The sequence below is a fragment of the Trinickia violacea genome, assembly GCF_005280735.1.
In the GTDB taxonomy this organism is placed as follows: Bacteria; Pseudomonadota; Gammaproteobacteria; order Burkholderiales; family Burkholderiaceae; genus Trinickia_A; species Trinickia_A violacea.
In genome coordinates, this window is record NZ_CP040078.1 from 920241 (window position 1) to 939384 (window position 19144).

At 61.7% G+C, this 19144-nt stretch carries 20 protein-coding genes; 6 read left to right on the forward strand and 14 right to left on the reverse strand.

Annotated features, from left to right (window positions below):
• Positions 1–23: 23 nt before the first annotated feature.
• Together nhaA and FAZ95_RS26210 are read right to left on the reverse strand one after the other, a co-directional pair.
• Positions 24–1235 (reverse strand): Na+/H+ antiporter NhaA, encoded by a 1212-nt coding sequence (nhaA, locus tag FAZ95_RS26205; RefSeq protein ID WP_137335415.1) that lies wholly within the window; start codon positions 1233–1235, stop codon positions 24–26.
• 174 nt (positions 1236–1409) lie between these two features.
• The gene (locus FAZ95_RS26210; protein ID WP_137335416.1) at positions 1410–1766 is read right to left on the reverse strand and encodes a hypothetical protein; all 357 of its coding nucleotides are present in this window, start codon (positions 1764–1766) and stop codon (positions 1410–1412) included.
• A gap of 251 nt (positions 1767–2017) precedes the next feature.
• On the opposite strand from FAZ95_RS26210, the gene FAZ95_RS26215 reads away from it, so the two are divergent.
• The 3 genes from FAZ95_RS26215 (at position 2018) to FAZ95_RS26225 (ending at position 3090) form a co-directional block, all read left to right on the forward strand.
• Positions 2018–2281 carry a hypothetical protein gene (locus FAZ95_RS26215; protein ID WP_137335417.1) on the forward strand — a complete coding sequence of 88 codons (264 nt, stop codon included), beginning with the start codon at positions 2018–2020 and terminating at the stop codon, positions 2279–2281.
• A 232-nt stretch (positions 2282–2513) separates the two neighbouring features.
• Positions 2514–2645, forward strand: coding sequence for a hypothetical protein (locus FAZ95_RS40550; RefSeq protein ID WP_302674759.1), 132 nt, complete (start codon positions 2514–2516; stop codon positions 2643–2645).
• Positions 2646–2763: 118 nt separating this feature from the next.
• Entirely contained in the window at positions 2764–3090 is a 327-nt protein-coding gene (locus tag FAZ95_RS26225) for a DUF4148 domain-containing protein (protein WP_137335418.1), read from the forward strand.
• 214 nt (positions 3091–3304) lie between these two features.
• Here FAZ95_RS26225 and hmpA read toward each other — a convergent pair whose 3' ends face one another.
• The 6 genes from hmpA to FAZ95_RS26255 all read right to left on the reverse strand — a co-directional run bounded on the left by hmpA (position 3305) and on the right by FAZ95_RS26255 (position 9510).
• Complete coding sequence (gene hmpA, locus FAZ95_RS26230; RefSeq protein WP_137335419.1) at positions 3305–4492, reverse strand: NO-inducible flavohemoprotein; 1188 nt, start codon at positions 4490–4492, stop codon at positions 3305–3307.
• 137 nt (positions 4493–4629) lie between these two features.
• Positions 4630–5415, reverse strand: a complete 786-nt coding sequence (locus FAZ95_RS26235) for an enoyl-CoA hydratase (protein ID WP_137335420.1) — start codon at positions 5413–5415, stop codon at positions 4630–4632.
• Positions 5416–5447: 32 nt separating this feature from the next.
• Positions 5448–6674: a CaiB/BaiF CoA transferase family protein gene (locus FAZ95_RS26240; protein WP_137335421.1), complete on the reverse strand. Its 1227-nt coding sequence runs from the start codon at positions 6672–6674 to the stop codon at positions 5448–5450.
• Between the two features lie 29 nt (positions 6675–6703).
• Complete coding sequence (locus FAZ95_RS26245) at positions 6704–7486, reverse strand: enoyl-CoA hydratase-related protein (RefSeq protein WP_175425767.1); 783 nt, start codon at positions 7484–7486, stop codon at positions 6704–6706.
• A 149-nt stretch (positions 7487–7635) separates the two neighbouring features.
• Positions 7636–8574, reverse strand: coding sequence for a 3-hydroxyacyl-CoA dehydrogenase NAD-binding domain-containing protein (locus FAZ95_RS26250; RefSeq protein ID WP_137335423.1), 939 nt, complete (start codon positions 8572–8574; stop codon positions 7636–7638).
• Positions 8575–8595: 21 nt separating this feature from the next.
• Positions 8596–9510: a 3-hydroxyacyl-CoA dehydrogenase gene (locus FAZ95_RS26255; protein ID WP_137335424.1), complete on the reverse strand. Its 915-nt coding sequence runs from the start codon at positions 9508–9510 to the stop codon at positions 8596–8598.
• Between the two features lie 341 nt (positions 9511–9851).
• Here FAZ95_RS26255 and FAZ95_RS26260 point away from each other — a divergent pair, with 341 nt between their 5' ends.
• Positions 9852–11147, forward strand: a complete 1296-nt coding sequence (locus FAZ95_RS26260; protein WP_137335425.1) for an NAD(P)/FAD-dependent oxidoreductase — start codon at positions 9852–9854, stop codon at positions 11145–11147.
• Between the two features lie 235 nt (positions 11148–11382).
• On the opposite strand, the gene FAZ95_RS26265 is transcribed toward FAZ95_RS26260, so the two are convergent.
• The 3 genes from FAZ95_RS26265 to FAZ95_RS26275 are packed head-to-tail and all read right to left on the reverse strand — an operon-like array spanning position 11383 to position 14116.
• Positions 11383–11661 (reverse strand): DUF3331 domain-containing protein, encoded by a 279-nt coding sequence (locus FAZ95_RS26265; RefSeq protein WP_137335426.1) that lies wholly within the window; start codon positions 11659–11661, stop codon positions 11383–11385.
• Positions 11662–11705: 44 nt separating this feature from the next.
• On the reverse strand, positions 11706–12689 hold the full coding sequence (locus tag FAZ95_RS26270) for a cytochrome d ubiquinol oxidase subunit II (RefSeq protein ID WP_137335427.1): 984 nt from the start codon (positions 12687–12689) through the stop codon (positions 11706–11708).
• 32 nt (positions 12690–12721) lie between these two features.
• Positions 12722–14116 (reverse strand): cytochrome ubiquinol oxidase subunit I, encoded by a 1395-nt coding sequence (locus tag FAZ95_RS26275; RefSeq protein WP_137335428.1) that lies wholly within the window; start codon positions 14114–14116, stop codon positions 12722–12724.
• 282 nt (positions 14117–14398) lie between these two features.
• On the opposite strand from FAZ95_RS26275, the gene FAZ95_RS26280 reads away from it, so the two are divergent.
• On the forward strand, positions 14399–14641 hold the full coding sequence (locus tag FAZ95_RS26280) for a hypothetical protein (protein ID WP_137335429.1): 243 nt from the start codon (positions 14399–14401) through the stop codon (positions 14639–14641).
• Between the two features lie 222 nt (positions 14642–14863).
• The gene (locus tag FAZ95_RS26285) at positions 14864–15382 is read left to right on the forward strand and encodes a lecithin retinol acyltransferase family protein (protein WP_137335430.1); all 519 of its coding nucleotides are present in this window, start codon (positions 14864–14866) and stop codon (positions 15380–15382) included.
• A gap of 59 nt (positions 15383–15441) precedes the next feature.
• Here FAZ95_RS26285 and FAZ95_RS26290 read toward each other — a convergent pair whose 3' ends face one another.
• The 3 genes from FAZ95_RS26290 to FAZ95_RS26300 are packed head-to-tail and all read right to left on the reverse strand — an operon-like array spanning position 15442 to position 18957.
• Positions 15442–16110, reverse strand: coding sequence for a response regulator transcription factor (locus FAZ95_RS26290; protein ID WP_137335431.1), 669 nt, complete (start codon positions 16108–16110; stop codon positions 15442–15444).
• Positions 16111–16141: 31 nt separating this feature from the next.
• A complete protein-coding gene (locus FAZ95_RS26295) occupies positions 16142–16513 on the reverse strand; it encodes a response regulator (protein ID WP_137335432.1) in 372 nt (123 codons plus the stop codon).
• Positions 16513–18957, reverse strand: coding sequence for a PAS domain-containing protein (locus tag FAZ95_RS26300; RefSeq protein ID WP_137335433.1), 2445 nt, complete (start codon positions 18955–18957; stop codon positions 16513–16515). The genes FAZ95_RS26295 and FAZ95_RS26300 overlap by 1 nt, the downstream gene beginning before the upstream one ends.
• Positions 18958–19144: the final 187 nt, after the last annotated feature.

Consider the following 19144-nt stretch of genomic DNA (forward strand, 5'->3'; position numbering starts at 1 on the left):
TCTCCGTTTTATGGTTCGATCGATCAGGCGCGCGGCGCAGTGGTGTTGACGTGTCCGGGCGCCAGTCTGAGCAGCATATAGCCACCGATGCCCGAGAGCAACGAGCCGGCGATCACGCCAAGGCGGATCGGCGTGAAGTACTCCGGTCCTTCGAACGCAAGGGAGCCGATGAACAAGCTCATCGTGAAGCCCACGCCGCACAGTGCGGCCACGCCGGCCAGTTGCGGCCAGCTCGCGCCGGCAGGGAGCTTGGCGAGCCCGAGCCCGATCAGCACGGCACTCGCTCCGCAAACGCCGACGAACTTCCCCGCGAAGAGGCCGGCGGCAATACCGAGCGGCAGCGGCTCCGCGAGCGCGGCGAGCGTGATGCCGGCGAACGAGACCCCGGCATTGGCGAAAGCGAAAATCGGCAAGACCCCGAACGCGACCCAAGGATGGAGGCCGTGCTCGAGCCGGTGCAGGGGGGCGTGTCCTTCGGCATCGGCCGTCTTCAGCGGCACGGCGAAAGCGGTTGCGACGCCGGCGAGCGTCGCGTGCACGCCTGACTTCAGAACGAACACCCACAGGAACACGCCGACGATTATGTAAGGCGCGATCCGCGTGACCTTGAAGAGGTTCAAGGCAATCAGCAGCGCGACGGCGACGGCTGCGAAAAGCAGCATCGCAACCGAAAGGTCGGCGGTATAGAACAGCGCAATGATGACGATCGCGCCCAGGTCGTCGGCGATCGCCACGGCGGTCAGGAAGATCTTGAGCGACACCGGCACCCGGTCGCCGAGCAGCGACAGAATGCCGAGTGCGAAGGCGATGTCGGTGGCCGTCGGAATCGCCCAGCCGTTCAATGCCGCGCCGCTGCCGCGATTGATGAGGAAGAACACGAGCGCGGGCACCACCATCCCGCCCAGTCCGGCAGCGACAGGCAGCACGATCTGCGCGGGCGTGGACAGTTCGCCTTCGATGACCTCGCGCTTGACCTCCAAGCCGACGACGAGAAAGAAAATCGCCATCAAGCCGTCGTTGATCCACAGTAACAGCGGCTTCGCGATGGCGAACGATCCGAAGCGGATCTCCACGGGAATGTTGAGCAGGTCGTCGTAAGCGACGCGAAGCGGCGTGTTGCTGCAGATCAACGCAAGCGCGGCTGTCGCCGCAAGCAGCAAACCGCCTGCCGACTCCAATCTGAGGAAGTCGGAAATGCGGTCGGTCGTCTTGCGAATCGCGGTGCCGATCACCATACCCGTTCCGCTGTTTGCGCATTCGCTTCGGATCGGAACTTGACGAGCGCGGAACGCCAAGCCGAGGGCCTGGTTCGATTGTGTCACGTGGTATAGCGGAAGCAATAAGACCTTAGTCCGACGCTTTAGGGCGAACCGTGGCCGATGCGTGTCTGCGGGGTGGCGCGCCGATATCTAACAGCTGTGCGTTCTGAAATAGATAATCAGCTGCACGATTCGTAGCGAAAAGAAGAGGTAAGCGATGCTCAGCGCGGCCTGCAAAGCGTAGTGCCATCGCAGTCTCGCGAGCTTTCGCAACGCGTCGACGAAGTTGAGCGCCACGAGCAGGCATCCGATTCCCGCGACGACGTAGCCCGCAAACAGGGGATTGGACAAGCCAGGCACGTCGATCGTATCGAAGCGCTTCACCGTTTCGAAGCCTGCCGCGACGAGGACCGTGGCGATCACGAGATTGCGGATGTGCTCGAAGGCCGCTTTCAGGCCACCTTGATCGAAGAGTGTCCGCACGACAAAAGTTGAAACGGATTTCATCGAGCTCCTCCTGAGTGCGGTCACGAAAGCGACAATATAGCGAATACCGCGAGTAGGCCTCCAGCGGAATGATCGCCCGCGCAAATCCGGGCGCCGTGTCAATCTTTGTCAAATGGCCCACTGCTCGAGGCGATTCAGTCAACGACATTGCCTTGTTTTCCGTTGAGGGAGGACCGGCGAATCATCTGCCGCGCATCGTCACAGTGGTGACGGTTCCAGTGCATTCATCGAATCCTACTTCGGAGTACGGTATGAAATATCCTCTCTTGGCATCGTTGGCCGTAGGCCTTGGTATGGGTCTGTCCGGTGCGGCCCAGGCGGTTGATCTGAGCATCAATGTCGGCACGCCTGCCCCTGTAGTCGTCACCCAAACACCGGTTGTTGTTGGCTGGCATGGGGACAGGTACTACGACGGTCATCGTTACTGGGGACGAAGTGAGTGGGAAGATCATCATCGCCACCATGACGATCATGACCACTGCCCTCCGGGACACGCCAAGAAGGGCGAGTGCTAACGGCATCGCACAGCGGTCAAAGAAAAGCTGAATATCCGTAACGGCAAGGAGCCGATGCGGTTCGCAATTCAGTGGATCGAGAGCCAATAGGGCGGAACTGCTTACGGAATAAGGTAATCCCTGAGCCTCTTTTAGGACGCTCGCCTGATTCCTTCGCATTGGGTCAGCGAATACAGTCATAGCTGCCGGCGTGCCGCGTTGGCAATGTCAATGCACCGTGCTGGAGAATGCGATGAAAGCCATGATTCTGAGCCGCGTCGCAGCGTTGTCGCTGCGTACGGACGCGTTTGAGTTATCGCTCTATCGCCAGACAAATATCGTGGCCAAATCAACGGGTAAATTTTCCGGGCGCAGTTTCGTTTAGCCGGAAGGAACGCCGCGAGCGCCACGCCCCTCATATCATTCTCGTATGGTTGCCCGCCTAGACTCCAAGGATGGGAAAACCGGGCATTTGTGCGGGCAACGCGCAATAGGAGGTCGTCGTGAAATTGGTTATTCTGGCAGTCACCGCCACATCCGCCCTCGCCGTATCGCTCGCGGCATACGCCCAGTCTGACACGCAGGCGCCCGTCACACGCGCCCAGGTGCGCGCCGAACTCCAGCAACTCGAGCAGGCCGGCTACACCCCCTCGATGGGCGAGAACTTCAATTACCCGCAAGACATTCAGGCAGCAGAAGCGCGCGTGGCAGCCCAAAAGGGCTCAACTGAGTACGGCGGCGTAAAGAGCGGGTCATCGGCAACGGGTTCGCCTGCGACCGTCTCGCCCGCTTCCCCCACTTCCCCCGAGAGTCAGGTATACGATTACTGACCACCCCACCCAATCGTGAAAGACGGGGCCCATCCGGTTGTTAGCGGCCCCGTCGCTGACGCGGGTGATGCAATCAGCCAGCGGTGCTCTTTGCCTCCACGAGCTGTAGCCTGATCAGCGAAAAGCTGTTGTTGAGGACTTCAATGTCCACTCTATGGCGCGTTAATCGAACTGGTGGCTTGGCCGGCCCGGTTGTAACCGGCCAAATCGCATCTCAGTTTAGTTCTTCGGCGGGGCCGAAGAACTCGTACCGGCTTCTTTCCTCGGGTACGCCGAGTTCGTGCAGCGACCGCTTGATGAAGGCCATGAACGGCTTCGGACCGAGGAAATAGGCGTCGAAGTTGCCGTCGGCCGGAAGCCAGTGCCGCAATTGCTCCAGGGTTGGCCGGCCTACCCCGTCCGGGACGGGTGCTTGACCAGCTTCGGACTCTTCATAGACGACGTAGGATCGAAACCGCGGGAAGCGGGCATGCCATGCCTTGAGTACATCGGCGAAGGCATGCACCAGCGCGTTGCGCGCATAGTGGATGAAAATGACACCCCGATCGCTGCGGTCTAAAGCCGCTTCGGCCATGGCCAGCGTTGGCGTGATGCCCACGCCTCCACTGATGAGTACCAAGGGCTTGTCGCTATCGCGCAGGGTGAATTCGCCAGCAGGCGGAAAGAGCTCCAGGATGCTTCCTTCGGCCACCGCGTCGTGGAGGAAGTTGGAAGCGACGCCACCGGGCTCGCGCTTGACGCTGATCCGGTAGCTATGTCCGTTTGGTGCGGCCGACAGCGAATAGTTTCGGCGGATTTCCTCACTGTTCACGATCAGGCGAAGCCCGATGTATTGGCCCGGAGTGAAGTCGACCACCGCGCCGCCATCGACCGGCTCCAGGTAGAACGATGAGATTTCGGCGCTCTCCGGGACTTTGCGGACCACGCGGAACGCCCGTTCACCTCGCCATCCCCCCGGCGCGCTGGCCAGCGCGTCGTAAGCTTGTCGCTCAGCGCTCATTAAAATGTCGGCAAGCTGCTGGTAGGCCACACCCCATGCCTCGATGACTGCGTCGGTCGCGACGTCCGGACCCAGCACCTCCCGAATGGCACGCAGCAGACAGGCGCCGACGATAGGGTAGTGCTCGGGTTGGATTTGCAGCGCAACGTGCTTGCTCACAATCCGCTTCGCAAGCGGGCCGAGAGCATCCAGATGGTCAATATTGCGCGCGTAAGTGAGCACGGCGTTGGCAAGCGCGCGTTGCTGAGAGCCACTGGCTTGATGATGCTCGTTGAACAGTGGACGCACCTGCGGATACCCGTCGAGCATCAGCTTGTAGAAGTGCCTGGTAAGGGCTTCGCCGCTCGTTTCCAGCAGTGGAACGGTGGCCTTGATGATGTCGCGTTGGCTGTCGGTCAACATATGAATCTTGCTCGTGAACGGTTGAGATGTCGCGACCACGCTATTGCCCTGCTTGCTTCAAAAAGGCAACCGGTGCGGTCGATTGGACAGGCGTCACATTCAGCATCGACGGTAACGCCGTCGGGTTTGCGGCTGGACTATTCGGCGGCCCCGTGCGTCGGGCTCTTCGTAAAATTGGGCGCACGTTTCTCGAGGAAGGCCGAGAACGCTTCCTTGGCCTCGGCCGAACTCACTCGCTCCATGAACACCTGGTTTTCACTCGTCACCGCCTCATTGAGCTGGTCGAGCGATGTCTCCTTGATGAGCCGCTTGCAAGCCAGCAACGCGCCGCCCGGTTTTGCCGCCAGCTTCTGTGCCGTTGCGGTGGCGGTCGCAAGCAAGTCGCCGTCGGGCACCATGCGAGTCGCGAGGCCCAGCTCCACCGCCCGCTGGGCGGTGAAAGGCTCTCCCAGCAGGAACAATTCCGCCGCGCGGAGATAGCCCGCGCGTGCCGGTATCGAGAAGCTCGATCCGAATTCCGGCACCAGCCCCAGGTTGATGAAAGGCACCTGGAACTTCGCGCTCTCGCCTGCGTAGACGAAATCGCAGTGGGTGAGCATCGTGGTTCCGCCGCCGATCGCCGCACCTTGCACGGCCACGACGATCGGCTTTTCAAACCTCATGAGCGCCGCGATCAGGCGGCCCTGCGGGAAATCACCCGCTCTGGGCGGATGCTCGAGAAAATCCTCGATGTCGTTGCCTGCGCAAAACGCCTGACCGACGCCATGCCAGAGCACGACGTGGATAGCTTCGTCTTCGGCGGCCTCATTGAAGATATCCGCGAGGCGCGTGTACATGCCTCCGGTCATGGCGTTCTTCTTCTCGGGGCGATTGAATGCGACCCGCAGGATGCCGTCGGTACGCTCGGTGATGATGTCGCTCATTGCTGCTCCTTTCTCTGTGTCGGGTCTCTGTGTCAGGCTGCGTGTTCGTTGACGTTCGGCACCGCGCCGCTGGCGCGCAGCCCCTCGATGTCCTTCGCGTCGAATCCCAGTTCCTGGAGGATCGCTTCGGTATGCTCACCAAGATCGGGCGCACGCCGCGCGGACACCTTGTCAACGCCATGCACCTGAATCGGATTGCTGATGGTTGAGGTCAGCTTGCCGCCGGCGCCTTCGAGCGGAACGATGACATCGTTTGCGCGCAGCTGCGGATCGTCGATCACCTCTTGTGGTCCGCGCACGGCGCCGTACGTGACATGGACGCCGCTGAAAACGTCGTGCCAGTGCGCCATCGGCTGCGCAGCGAAGACTTCGTCAAGAATGGCCACGAGCTGCGGCATGTTCGCCGTCAGCGTCGCCGGATCGGAAAACCGTTCATCTGTCAGCAGATCCGGGCGGCCGATGGCGTTCGCGACGGCCGCCAACTTGTCCGGCATGACAACGAGAACGAACCACGTGCCGTCGGATGCGCGGTACACGTTGAGCGCTGCATTCGCGGGGTGCTTGCGATCGTGCGGCGCGGCAAATTTCGCGCCGGCCAAGGCGGCCTGGATCGCAACGCTTGCCGACCAGACCCCTGAGGCAAGGAGCGAAGTCGTGACATACGCCCCTTTCCCGGTGCGCTCGCGGCGATAGAGCGCTGTGACGATCGCCGAATAGATTCCAAGGGCCGTCGCGTTATCGCCGCTTCCGGCCACGGGCCAGGTCGGCGGCACGCCGGCGTCGCGCGTCATCGAGAGCAAGCCGCTACGCGCCCAGAACGCGGTGATATCGAATCCGGGCAGATCGGCATCCGGCCCGCTTTCGCCAAAGCCGGTGAGGTCCGCATAGATCAGCCGCGGGTTCCAGCGCGCCAGATCGTCGTATTCGAGCTTCAATTTTTTGCGCGCGGGATGTGGCGTATTGACGATGAATACGTCGGCCCACGTGACAAGCTGCTGGACGACCTGTTGGGCGCCAGGCGACTTCAGGTCGAGCGTCATGCCGCGCTTGTTGCGGTTGGCAAGATGCCACTGATAGGGTTCGTCTGCTGCCGGCTGCGGCGCAATCTTGTGCGCATGTCTCCAGGGGTCCCCGCCCGGCGGTTCGACTTTGATGACGTCGGCGCCGAAGTCCGACAGGATGACGGCGGCGCCGGGCGCCGCGACGAAGCTGGAGAAGTCAACCACCTTGAGTCCAGCAAAAATGTTGTCGCTTGCCATTGAGTGTCTCCTGAATGGTGGCGTTGGCTTCACCGCCCCATGAACTGCGGGGCGCGCTTTTCGAGGAACGCGGACGTGCCCTCTCTCTTGTCATCCGTCCCGGCGCATAGCCCGAAGTAAGAGGCTTCGAGGGCGAGGCCCTCGCTCTGGCCCGTGTTCAACCCTTTGTTCACCGCTTCGAGCGATAGCTTCACGGCGATAGGCGCGTTCGAAGCGATCGTCTTCAGGATGGCTTGCGCACGCGGGATCAGATCGGCAGCCGCGACGACCTCGTTGACGAGCCCGATGCGCCAGGCCTCCTGCGCGCTGATGACCTCCGCGGACAGAATGAGCTGGAGTGCGCGGCCCTTTCCGATGAGGCGCGGCAGCCGCTGCGTGCCGCCACCGCCGGGCAGCAATCCCAGCTTGACCTCGGGCTGGCCGAGCTTCGCGTGCTCCACAGCGATGCGGAGGGTGCACGCCATTGCCGTCTCGCAGCCGCCGCCGAGTGCAAAGCCGTTGATCGCCGCGACCACGGGCTTGCCAAGGTTTTCGATCAAATCGAGCACGTCTTGCCCTGCACGGCTCGACTGCTCGGCTTCGATCGCGCTCGCGTGCGCAAGCTCGCCGATGTCGGCGCCGGCGATGAACGCCTTGTCGCCCGCGCCGGTGAGAATGACGCCGCGCACGGCAGCGTCCTCGCGCGCATCTTCGAAAGCCGTTCGCAGGTCCTTCCAAGTCTGCGTGTTCAGGGCGTTGAGCACCTTGGGGCGGTTCACGGTCACGTACGCGATCGCGTCGCGCTTTTCGTACAGGACGTTTTCGAGCGTCACTGATTCCTCCTTTAAATTGTTATGTACTACTACATGTGAAGATGCGGGTGTCGTGATTTCCGATGACATGTTGAGTTTTCCTTCTGGTTTGCGCGCGGGCGAAACGTGCGCCGGCTCGCTTGCGGAATCAGATAATTCAGTTCAATTTGCTAAATTTTTCTGCGCAACTCGAGCAGCCCGAGCAGGACCTCATCGCGCTCTGCCTCCAGCTCCTCGATGGAGCGCGATCCGGCCTCCGCGTGGACGCTGTCGATGAGCTTCTTCTGAACCTCGGGCGTGAGCACCGGCGCGCCGAGGGTCTTCCACCAGGCGGTCATCGGGCCGCTGAACTGCTGGAAGAAGTGCTCGATGCCGCCCGGACCGCCGCCAAGATGGTTGAGCATCATGTTGCCCATCACGCCCCAGCGCAGGCCCGGGCCCCAGCACAGGGCGGTGTCGACGTCGGCGGCGCTCACCACCCCCTCGGCGACGAGGTAATACACCTCGCGGGCCAATGCGGCCTGCAGCCGGTTTGCGACGTGACCGGGCATCTCCTTGTTGACCCGCACTGTGCGCTGCCCGATCGACGTATAAAAATCCGCGGCGCGCTGGATCGTCGTTTCCGAGGTCTTTGCTCCGCCGACGATCTCGACCAGCGGGATCAGGTGAGGCGGATTGAACGGATGAGCGATAACGCAGCGCTCGGGATGCGCCGCGGCTCCCTTCTGGATTTCGCTCATGGTGAGCCCCGACGAGCTCGAAGCAATGATCACGTCGGCAGGCAGCAGCTCGTCGAGTTGCCCATAGAGCTTCTGCTTGAAATCGATGCGCTCCGGGCCGTTTTCCTGGACCAGATCCGCGCCCGCGAGCGCTTGCTCGAGCACGGGCGTGAACGTCAGGTTCGCTTGCGACGCTCCGGGCGAGAGGCCCAACCTCGTAAGCGCCGGCCAGGCGGACTCCACGAATTGCCTCAACGAGGCTTCAGCGTTTGGTGCGATGTCCGTCGCAACCACGTGCAATCCCTTGGCAAGAAACAGCGCGGCCCAGCTCGCGCCGATCACGCCCGTGCCGATGATGGCGACGCGGCGAATGGGTTGGGTGTCGGTCATGTGATTTCTCCAATGCGTTGATCAGACTTCGGCGTAGGCGATACCGGCGAGATTGCCTTGGGCGTAGAGGAAGTTCCGCTCGTTCTTTCCATCGAGATCCGCTGAATAGACGGAGCCGCCCAGGTCCGTGAAGAACATCCGGTTACCGGCAACGTCGAGTGCGATGCCGATCCCCTCCAGCAGGTGCGTGATCTCGATCTCCGGCGCCGCCGGCTCGTCGATCGGGGCGCGATTGACCGTGTTGCCGCGCGGGGGATCGCCGCGGTCCGTCCAATAGAGGACGCGGTTCTCCACGTCGAGCTCGAGGTCGATCGGCTCCGGCAGTTGGTCGAACAGCACCTCGATGTCGGAGCGGGTCGCGGGACTTTCGCCATTCGGGATCTCCAGGTTCGCGCGGAAGATGCGGCCTTGGCCACCTTTGTCGGGACCTTTTTGCGTCCAGTACATCTTCTTGAGCTTCGGATCGATGGTGATCCCGACGCACCACCGGGTCTGATCGTGCCGGTCGTGATCGCCGCTCCCGGCCTCGATCAGCGTTTCGACCTGAGTGCCGTCGAGGTTGGCGCGCATCACGCGCATGCCCTCGCGGTCGCACCAATAGAGCTTGCCGCCCTCCTTGTCGAGGTGGATCTGCTTCGGCGTATGCGTGATGCCTTGCGGCACGATGGGCACGCGGTTCTTGCCGTCGAGGTCGGCGCGCTCGATCGAGCCATTGTGGGCGCCCACCGAACCCATATTCGTCCAATAGATATGACCGGCATCCGTATCCACCACGATTCCGTCCGGAAGGTGGCAGTCCGTGACGATCGTCTTGCGGTCAGAGCCGTCGGGATCCATCGAATGAATGCGGCCGCCGCTCAATTCGAGGAGAAACAGTCGTCCGGAGCGGACTGCATCATGAGAAACGTTGCTTGCACTGCGGTTAATCGCGGTCATTTGGTATCCTTACGTGTTGCCGAAATCGGTGAATGGCTACGTTTGAGCTGCGCCGGCGTTGTGAGGCCTTGCTCATGGACTGCAATTTAGGCGGTCACGGTGTGCGATTCAATTGCACGATGGTGTAGCAACACCTTCGTATAGGTGTAGGGATACCTACGTATAGGTGGGAAAGAATGTCGACTATTCCTGCACCCAAGGTGTAATTGCGACCGTCATCGACATTCCCTAATTTTCACAAGTGCCGATGGGCCTCATTGGCGCAGCTGACATCGCAAAGCTGCGCTTTGCCTGTCGGCTCCGTTTATTGGAAGTCGTTGATCATTCATTGAGTGCTAGTCATGAAACAACCAACTCGTATCGTCATCGTAGGTGGAGGAATCGCCGGGATTCTGCTTGCAACCAGGCTCGGCGACCGGTTGGGCCAATCGGGTGAGGCAACCGTCACCTTGATTGATCGAAGCCCGACGCATATATGGAAACCCATGCTGCACACGATTGCGGCGGGTACGCGCGATGTGAATCAGCAGCGCGTTTTCTTTCTCTCACATGCGCGTCAACACGGCTTCACGTATCAACCGGGAGAGATGTGCGGACTGGACCGGCAACGGCGCGAGGTCCAGCTTGCGGCGATCAGCGCGCACGAAGGCAGTTTGGTGCTCGAGCCGCGAACGGTACCCTACGATGTACTGTTGCTGTCGATAGGCAGCCGCGCGAACGATTTTGGCGTGCCTGGCGTCATGGAGCATTGCCATCTCATTGACAGCCAGCAGCAAGCAGAGACGTTCAACGTCGCGTTGCGCGAACGTGCTCTTCGCTCGGTCGTCAAGGATGAGGCGCTCCGGGTTGCGATTGTGGGCGCGGGTGCGACCGGGGTCGAGTTATCGGCCGAGCTGAGTCGTCTTTTCGAACTCGCTGCCAGCTATGGCGACCCCAAGATCAGAGAAAGGCTGAGTCTGACGCTTCTCGAGGCCGGACCACGTGTGCTTCCCGCCTTCCCACCGGAGATCTCGTCAGCCAGCCAGCAGCGACTCGAGAAAATTGGCTTTCGCGTAGCGACTTCGACGGCAGTCTCATCAGTGGAACCGGGAGGCTTCCGGTACGGAGACGGGAAGCTTGCCGAAGCGGATTTGATGGTATGGGCTGCGGGTGTCAAGGCACCTGATTTCATGAACTGGCTCGCTGGCCTGCAAACCAACCGGGCGAACCAGATCGTGGTGTCGGGCACGCTGCAGGCTCTGGACGATGCGAACATTTTTGCTCTCGGCGATTGTGCTTCCCTGACGCAAGAAGGTGCGCGGCGAGCGCTTCCTCCTACCGCGCAGGTGGCCACTCAACAGGCGGAGTACTTGGCGCGCCATCTGCCGGAATGGGTCCGTCACAATAAGCCTCTTCCTCGTTTTGAATTCCGGGATTTTGGATCGCTGGTGTCATTGAGCGACTACGACGCCTTCGGCACGCTTGGGCGCTTTGGCTTCTTTCCTGGAGGTCTCATTCGGGGCAGGCTCGCCCAACTCAGCCACGCAATGTTGTACCGACGTCATCAGCAGGCGCTGCACGGCTTTCGCAGAGCAACGCTGCTCTGGACGGCGGAGCAGATCAACGGGTTGGCTCAACCGGACATACGGCTCGCTTGACGGGCTTTCTCGCCAACGGCGAACCTCGCTCAAGACAGGTATGTGCATCTCTTTGGGATTCCGGCGGCGGTCTCGTAGTACCGCCGCTCTTCACATTCGCCGCTCTTTTGGGCGGCGTTTTACTTTCCAGCGTGGTCGGCTCCGCGAGCGACTTTTCGATTGCGACGATTGGCCTCGCATCAAACTTCGTGAGTCTGCCGCCGGAATTTACGCGGTGACCGGAATTCTCTGCGCGCTATATTGAATAGCCGAACGCTTCCACAGAGATCATCGCCGATGCGTTCACTGGGGTGGGGCGTTCGGCGGGGCAAAAGACGGCATCGCCACGGCGGATTGCACGTCGCGACACAACGCATACGCCCGACGCTCTCGCATGACGACGCCGCCAGCGCTGCTCGCCGTAATGGCATCGTCCGGGTTCCACCCAGCGGATGATGAGTGTGTTTTCAGATTGTTCGAGAATTTCGACCCGGACTCGTTCGGGGTCTACCACGGCGTACTCTCTCGTCTTCATTGGCTGCTCCTGGAATCGAGCTGTTTTGATGATTTCGCGTACCCTCACGCGCGGGTCGTGTCGATCACCTTGCCGCGGAAAATCACGTACTGGTACAGGTTGTAGCCGATCATCACCGGGAACACGAGGCCGATCCCGATCAACATGAACGCGAGAGTCAGGGTGTCCGACGCGGCTTGCATAACCGTGAGCCTGCCCGGAACGAAGTCAGGATAGAGGCTGATCACAAGACCCGCGAACGACACGATGAAGAGCGTAACCGCTGCCCGGAAGGGCTCGCGTTCGCTTCTCCAAAAGAGCGACGCGACGAGCCAGACGTACGCCAGGACGGCGAGGGCGCCGAGTCCCGCAAGCCGGGCGAACACGCCCGGCTGGGACCAGCGGACATGGACGGCCACGCCGTCAATCCAGGTCGCCGCGGTGAGCGCGATCGCGGCAGCGACGGTGAACTGCGCACTCAGCAAACCCAGCCTCCGGGCCCAACGTTCGAGCTCCCCGACCGTCTTCTTCACGAGCCAGGTCGCGCCTAGCAGTGCATAGCCGGCCACCACGCCGATGGCAGTCACGGCGATGAACACCGTACTGGACCCGCCAGGCACGAAGCCCGTTATCACCTTGCCAAGTACGACACCCTGCGATATTGCCGCGACGAGACTGCCCACGCCGAACACGGTGTCCCATAGCCGTCCATGCTGGGCGCCATGGCGGAATTCGATCGCCGCCCCCCGCATGATCAGCCCGCCTATCATCGCCATCACGGGCAGATAGAGTTCCTGCATGAGGATCGCGTAGGCCGAGGGAAAGGCGCCGAAGAGGCCACCGCCAACTACGACGAGCCATGTCTCGTTCGCATCCCACACGTGACCGATGGTCTGAACCATCACGTCGTGGTCTTCGCGCTGTCTTCTCAGCAGGGTGAGCATGCCCACGCCAAGGTCGAATCCGTCCGTCACGACGTAGAAGACCAGCATCAGGCCGATCAGGCCGAACCAGGTGACGGCAAGCAGGGAATGAGTGGTGCTATCCATCGAACTATCTCGCTTTGTTGGAGAAAGAAGTTTCAGTATTCGGTCGCCGCAGTCTGGGGCGGAACGACTCTGGTCGCGGGCGGTGTTGCCGTGAGATCGGGACCGTTCTTCAGCCAACGCCGTGCGAGAAGGAAGAAGGTGACGAGCAACACGACGTCGAAGGCGAAGAACATCGCCATGCTGGCTGTGACCGACGTCGCGGGCACCGCGGAGGCGGCTTGACTCGTTCTCAGTAGCCCATAGACAACCCATGGCTGACGTCCCACCTCGCGTACGATCCATCCGGCCTCGACGGCCAGGTAAGGCAGCGGGATGCACAACACCCATGCGAGCAGGAGCTTGCGCTGTGCGAGAAGACCATCGAGACTGCCGCGCGCTTTACGCAGTGCACACGCCGTCCAGAACGCGAGCAGCATGAACGCAAAGCCGATGCCGGCCATCACGCGGAATGCGTAATAGAGGAGCGGCACCATGGGCGGCTGGTCGGCGCGCGGGAAGTCCGTTAGACCCAAAACTCGTCCGTGCAGCGAATGGGTGCCAAGGATGCTGAGGAGTCCCGGCACTTCGATCGACCAGTCGTTGCGCTGCTTTTGCTGATCGGGCCACGCAACGAGCGACCATGCGGCCGCCTCGCCGGGCTTGTTGGTCTGCCAGTGTCCTTCGATGGCGGCGCCCTTCGCCGGTTGTGTCGCGAACACGCTGGTGCCGCTCGAGTCCCCGAGCCAGACCTGAACCGGCGCAACGAAGACGAGCACGACCAGTGCGATCTTGAACGAACGCGCAAAGAACTCGGGATGGCGTCGGCGGAACAGGTGGTAAGCGGAGATGCCCGCGATCACGAACATGCCCGTTTCGATCGCGGCCATCCACATGTGCGAGACGCCCCACACCATGTCGGGGTTGAAGATGGCGGCCACGTAGTCCGTCACCACGACCTTTCCGTTGACGACGGCGAAGCCGGCGGGCGTCTGCATCCACGAATTGGCGACCATGATCCAGAACGCGGAAATGCTGGATCCAAGCGCCACCATCGCCGTGGCGAAGAGATGAACGCCACGGGGTACGCGTCCCCAGCCGAGCGTCATCACGCCGACGAAGCCGGCTTCGAGCATGAACGCCATGGCGCCCTCGAAACCCAGGATGTTGCCGACGAACTGGCCGCTGAACCGTGCGAAGCCGGACCAGTTGGTGCCGAACTGAAACTCCAGCGGAATGCCGGTCACTACGCCCACGGTGAAGTTGAGCACGAGCAGCTTGCCCCAGAAGCGGGCGTGGCGGTAGTACATCACGTCGCCGGTTCTGATCCACAGGGTCTCTAACAGCAGCAGGAACGCCGAGAGACTGATGGTCAGGATCGGCCACGCAATGTGGAAGATCGTGGTCATCGCGAACTGGGCGCGCGAAAGGTGGAGTACGTCAGTCAGCATGATGACCATCCCATTAACGTTTGAGCTACGCCAGCGTCGGGAGACGTTGCTCTTGGACAGTCACTTTAGGCGGTCAGCGGTGGGCGACTCAATTGCACGATGGTGTAACGACACCTTCGTATCGACGGGAAGGCACGTCGCCGATTCCTGCATCCAAAGTGTAATTGCGGGCTTCCTTGGCACTCCATAAATTGGTTCGCAGTGTGAAGCAAATGCTCAGCGGATAACGCAGCATGAGCAGCACGAACCTTGGAATCAGACGACGACGCGAAGGAGGTCACCATGAGCCCGACCGGGAAGACACTGCACTGGGCCGTCGACAAATGGCTCGCGCCAACGCCTGCCAAGCCCGCGCGCGTGGTGCGCTTCTCTCGTATGCAGGGGCAACGCCGCTGCGTGTGCGTCCAGGCGATGGGTTCCGGCGGTCTGCTGTCGATCTTCTTCTTCCGTCACGATGACGGGTCGTGGAATGTGTTTCCACCTGCGCAAGCGCGGCCAGCCATGTCTGCATGGAGGACTGCGTGATGAACGACGGCGCACCTTTGAAGCCGGCCGGCTACGCGATACTCGCGGTCAATGTCGTTGCCCTTCTTTTGGCCGCGATGCTGTCGACCTGTTGGGGCCGTGACGGACTCGACTGTGTGTTACGGGTGGGTTGGTGGTTTGGGTGAAGCCTGGGCAATTGAGCTCACGCATTGCCGCCCGTTTTCAGCAGCAGCCAGTCGCCCCTGGAATTAGAGCAAAGCTATGAACCGCAACCTCCAATCATCAGGCATTGAACAAGGCGCAAGCCGCGCAGCCGCATATGCCGCGGCAGACGTCGCGCTAGGCGACTCCAATACTGAGCCCACCCTCGGTGCCCATCTGATCACGGAACGCCGCGGCTACGAACATCACGGCATTTATGTCGGTAGCGGCAAGGTCATTCACTACGCGGGTTTCGCCAAGTCCAAGCGTCGCGGACCCGTCGAAGAAGTCCCGATCGAACAGTTCGCCGACGGTCACGCCGTCGCCGTGCGTCCGCATCCGTTCCCGAAGTACTCGGGCGAAGAAACCATGCGTCGTGCTCGCTCGCGCCTCGGTGAAAACAGCTATCGCCTGCTGACGAACAACTGCGAGCACTTCTGCGCCTGGTGCCTGCTTGGCGAAAGCCGCAGCGAACAGGTTCATGCATGTCTCACACATCCGCGTGCGGGCGTCCATGCGCTGCTGTGCCTCGTGAGCACTTTCATCGGTGAGCGGATGAAAACCCGCCTTACCGCTTGAGTACACGCGCTGCGTGGCCGGCGACTAAACAGCGTGGTTCTGCATCGTGAGCGCCGCCCTCACGCAGAGGAGCGGCCAGGATGAAGTCTTCCTGCGATGTTGACCAGTTCGGGGAGCGAGCGGACGCCCATCTTTTGCATGACGTGCCTGCGGTGCACCTTCACCGTGATCTCGCTGATGCCCAATTCTCCTCCCACCTGCTTGTTCAGCAGGCCGGAGACCACCAACGCCATGACCTCCCGCTCGCGTCGACTGAGCGAGGCGTAGCGATCACGGATCGACCGCATCCCGGCTTCCTCGCTCAAGGCCGCGCGGCTGCGCTCGATGGCGTGCCGGATAGCATTGAGCAGGACCTCGTCGTCGAAGGGCTTGGTGAGAAATTCGGCGGCTCCCGCTTTCATCGCTCGCACCGTCATCGGCACGTCGCCGTAGCCGGTGATAAAGATGATCGGCATGTCGGTACGCTCGGATGCAATGAGATTCTGCAAGTCGAGGCCGCTGAGATCCGGAAGACTGACGTCCAGCACCAGGCAGTTCGGGACCATCGCGCGCGCGCGCCCAAGGAAGTCCTGGGCGCAAGCGTACGTTTCTGCCCTGAGACCGGCAAAGCGAATCATAGCTTCGAGCGACTCCCGCACCGAGACATCGTCGTCGACGACGAAGACGACCGGCGTGGCTTGCGCCGAAGACAATGCTGATTCGCGTTCAACTGCATGAGCGGGTGTCATTGCGAACTCCATTCATAGGCACCTGGATGAATCATTCGACCTGGAGCGCGGCCTGGATCGCCCCGAGCAAGGCGGTGTCGCTGAATGGCTTGAACAGACATTCGGCGGCGCCCTGTCCGAGCACGAGCGGCCGGAGGGCCTCGTCCCCATGCGCCGTAATAAAGACGATCGGAACGGTTTGCCGGCGCCGCTTGAGTTCGTGCTGCAGCTCTCGGCCAGACATGCCGGGCATGGCGATGTCGAGGATCAGGCATTGCGCTTCGCCGACACAGCCGGAGGCCAGGAACTCTTCCGCCGACGAAAACGCCCGTGCCGCAAAGCCGAACTCGCGCAGCAGGTCGGGCAGCGATTCGCGCACCGACTCGTCATCGTCGACTACCGCGATAAGCGAGCGCTCGGTCATCACCGGCTCCTCTCGGCCTGCTCGGCGTCCGCGTGCGCAGACTGTCCCGTGGGCGCGGACTGATCGGAAGACGTTATGCTGTCCGCGCTACGCGGGATGGAAAAGGTAAATGTGGCGCCGTGGTCTGCGTTCGAGGAGGCCCACAGGTAGCCCCCGTGGCTCTCGATGATGCGGCGGCTCACGGACAGGCCGATGCCCATGCCTTCCCGCTTCGTCGTCGAAAACGGATCGAAGAGCATGCTTGCATGCTGCGGGTCGAATCCCACGCCGGAATCGGTCACCGCGAGCCGCACGCCGTCGCCATCGTCGCGCTCGATGCTGACCAGCATCTGCCGTGGACGGTCATCGACGCCATTCATCGCATCCACAGCGTTGAGAAGCAGGTTCAGCACCACCTGCTGGAGCTGGACCCTGTCTCCAGTGACAGTCGGCAGGTCGTCGCCAGCCTTCAGATGCAGCACGATCCGTTTATTGCGAATCTCGTCTCGCAGCAACTCGACAACCTCATGCGTGGCTTCAACCAGATCGACAGCATCCGTCGTCACGGCCTTCTTGCTGAACAACGCGCGCAGACGGGTCATCACCTCCGACGCGCGGTGCCCGTCACGGATTGTGCGTCGTACCGTCTCGATCGCGCCTTCGACATTGGGCGGCTCTGCACTCAACATGCGAAGACCGGTGCTGGCGTTCGTCACGATGCCTGCAAGCGGCTGGTTGATTTCGTGTGCGATCGAGGCCGCCAACACGCTGTGACTGTTGACCCGGCTCAGGTGGGCTAATTCAGCGCGCAGCGCGAGGAGCGCATCTTCGGACTCCCGGCGCTCCGTTATGTCCTGCGCGGCGCCGATATAGTCCAGCAAGCCTTGCGGGTCACGCGTGGCGTGAGCCTGGATGTGAATGCACCTGACCGAGCCATCGGGCAGCAGCAGGCGGTGTTCGAACTCCAGATCGTTGCCTTCTTGCGCCAGTCCGATCATTTCATTCAGTAGATGGCGGTCTCCGGGGTGGCATCGGGCCGCGATCATATCCATCGTAATTGGCACCCCGGGTTCGATCCTGAAGATGCGATAGAGCTGCTCGGACCACGTGATCGAGCCGGTCTCCGGGCGCCAGCAAAAGCTTCCGCTCGAGCTGAGCTGCTCCACTTTCGCCATCAGTGCCGCGCTTTGGCGCAACCTCTCGTCCGCGTCCTGACGCGCCGCGATGCTATGCGCCCGTTCGATGGCGATGCTCGCGATGTGTGTGAACTGTCCGATCAGATCGCGCTGGAAAGGCGTGGGGTTGCCGGGATCAGCGCGGAATATGGTGAATGTTCCCAGCAGTTCGTTCGTACGCGACAGGATCGGCGTCGCCCAGCAGGACCGTAGTCCGTGTGCGAGGCTGCGCTCCCGCCATGCCTTGGTCCAGCGTGCGTCTGACGCGACATCCGGCACGATCACCTGAGCCTTGAGGGACACCGCCATGCCGAGGGGGCCGGAGTCCCGGGAGGCGGCACGCACACCGGGAGGGGGGAGGAAGCGCTTCGGGAGGCCAGGAGACCCCAGGTGCCGGCACGCCGTGTCGTGGGCGTCCCGAAAAGAGACTCTGCAAAGGCAGTCGCTCGCGATCTCTTCGACCAGCCGGCACAAGTCATCAAGAACGGTTGGCAAAGGCAGACCCGTGGCGACCATTTCGAGCAGTCGATTCTCACCCGCAAGCAGCGCCTCGGCACGCTTGCGGTCATCGATATCCGTCTGAAGGAAATACCAGAGAACGATTCGGCCCTCGTTATCGCGCAGGGGAAAGCCCTGCACTCGGAACCATCGATAGATGCCGTCGGCACGGCGATGGCGCGACTCCCCTTCATAAGGCTCACCGGTGCTGAGCGACGCACGGAAGCGGGCAATCACCGCTTCCCGGTCATCCGGATGGGTCAGGCCGTTGGTCTTCCATTTCTTCAACTCTTCGATGGTCACGCCGGAGTATTCGAGCGTATGGCGGTTGGCGTGCAAAACGTCACCGTCGGGCCCAAAAAGGATGACCCGCGTGGGGAGGCTATCGACGATCAGCTCGAAGCGCTGCTCTTGCGCGCGCAGGGCAGCCTCGGTTTGCTTACGGTCCTCGATGTCCGAGTTGATCCCGCACCACTTTACGATTTCACCGGCAACATCGGTAATCGGACTGGCCCGGCATACGAACCAGCGATACGTGCCATCGAAACGACGCATGCGCGCTTCCGCCTCGCCTCTCTCACCGGAGGCGACGACAGTCTCCCAGGCTTCGAGCAGCGCGCGCCGGTCGTCGGGATGAAACGCCGTCTGCCAACCTTCGCCCGCCGCTTGCTCAACGGAAAGCCCCGTATATTCGCACCAGCGTCGATTGACGAACTCGATGCGGCCGTCAGGCAAGGCAGTCCATACCAGCCCGGGAAGCGCATCCACAGTACAGCCGAGTTCGTTGTCCATCGCTGTCCCTTTCTGCAGCGCTCCTTTCGATACAACGATCGGCTTTTGCGAAAGGAGAGTCAATATACCTTGGTGTCGGTTTTGGGCCTTCGGGGGCGCCCCACAGACAGTTCGGGCGAACTTTGCGACCCGGATTGACGCAAGGCGGAGTCCGGCGATGGGATACCCCGCGGTGCGCAATGCGAGT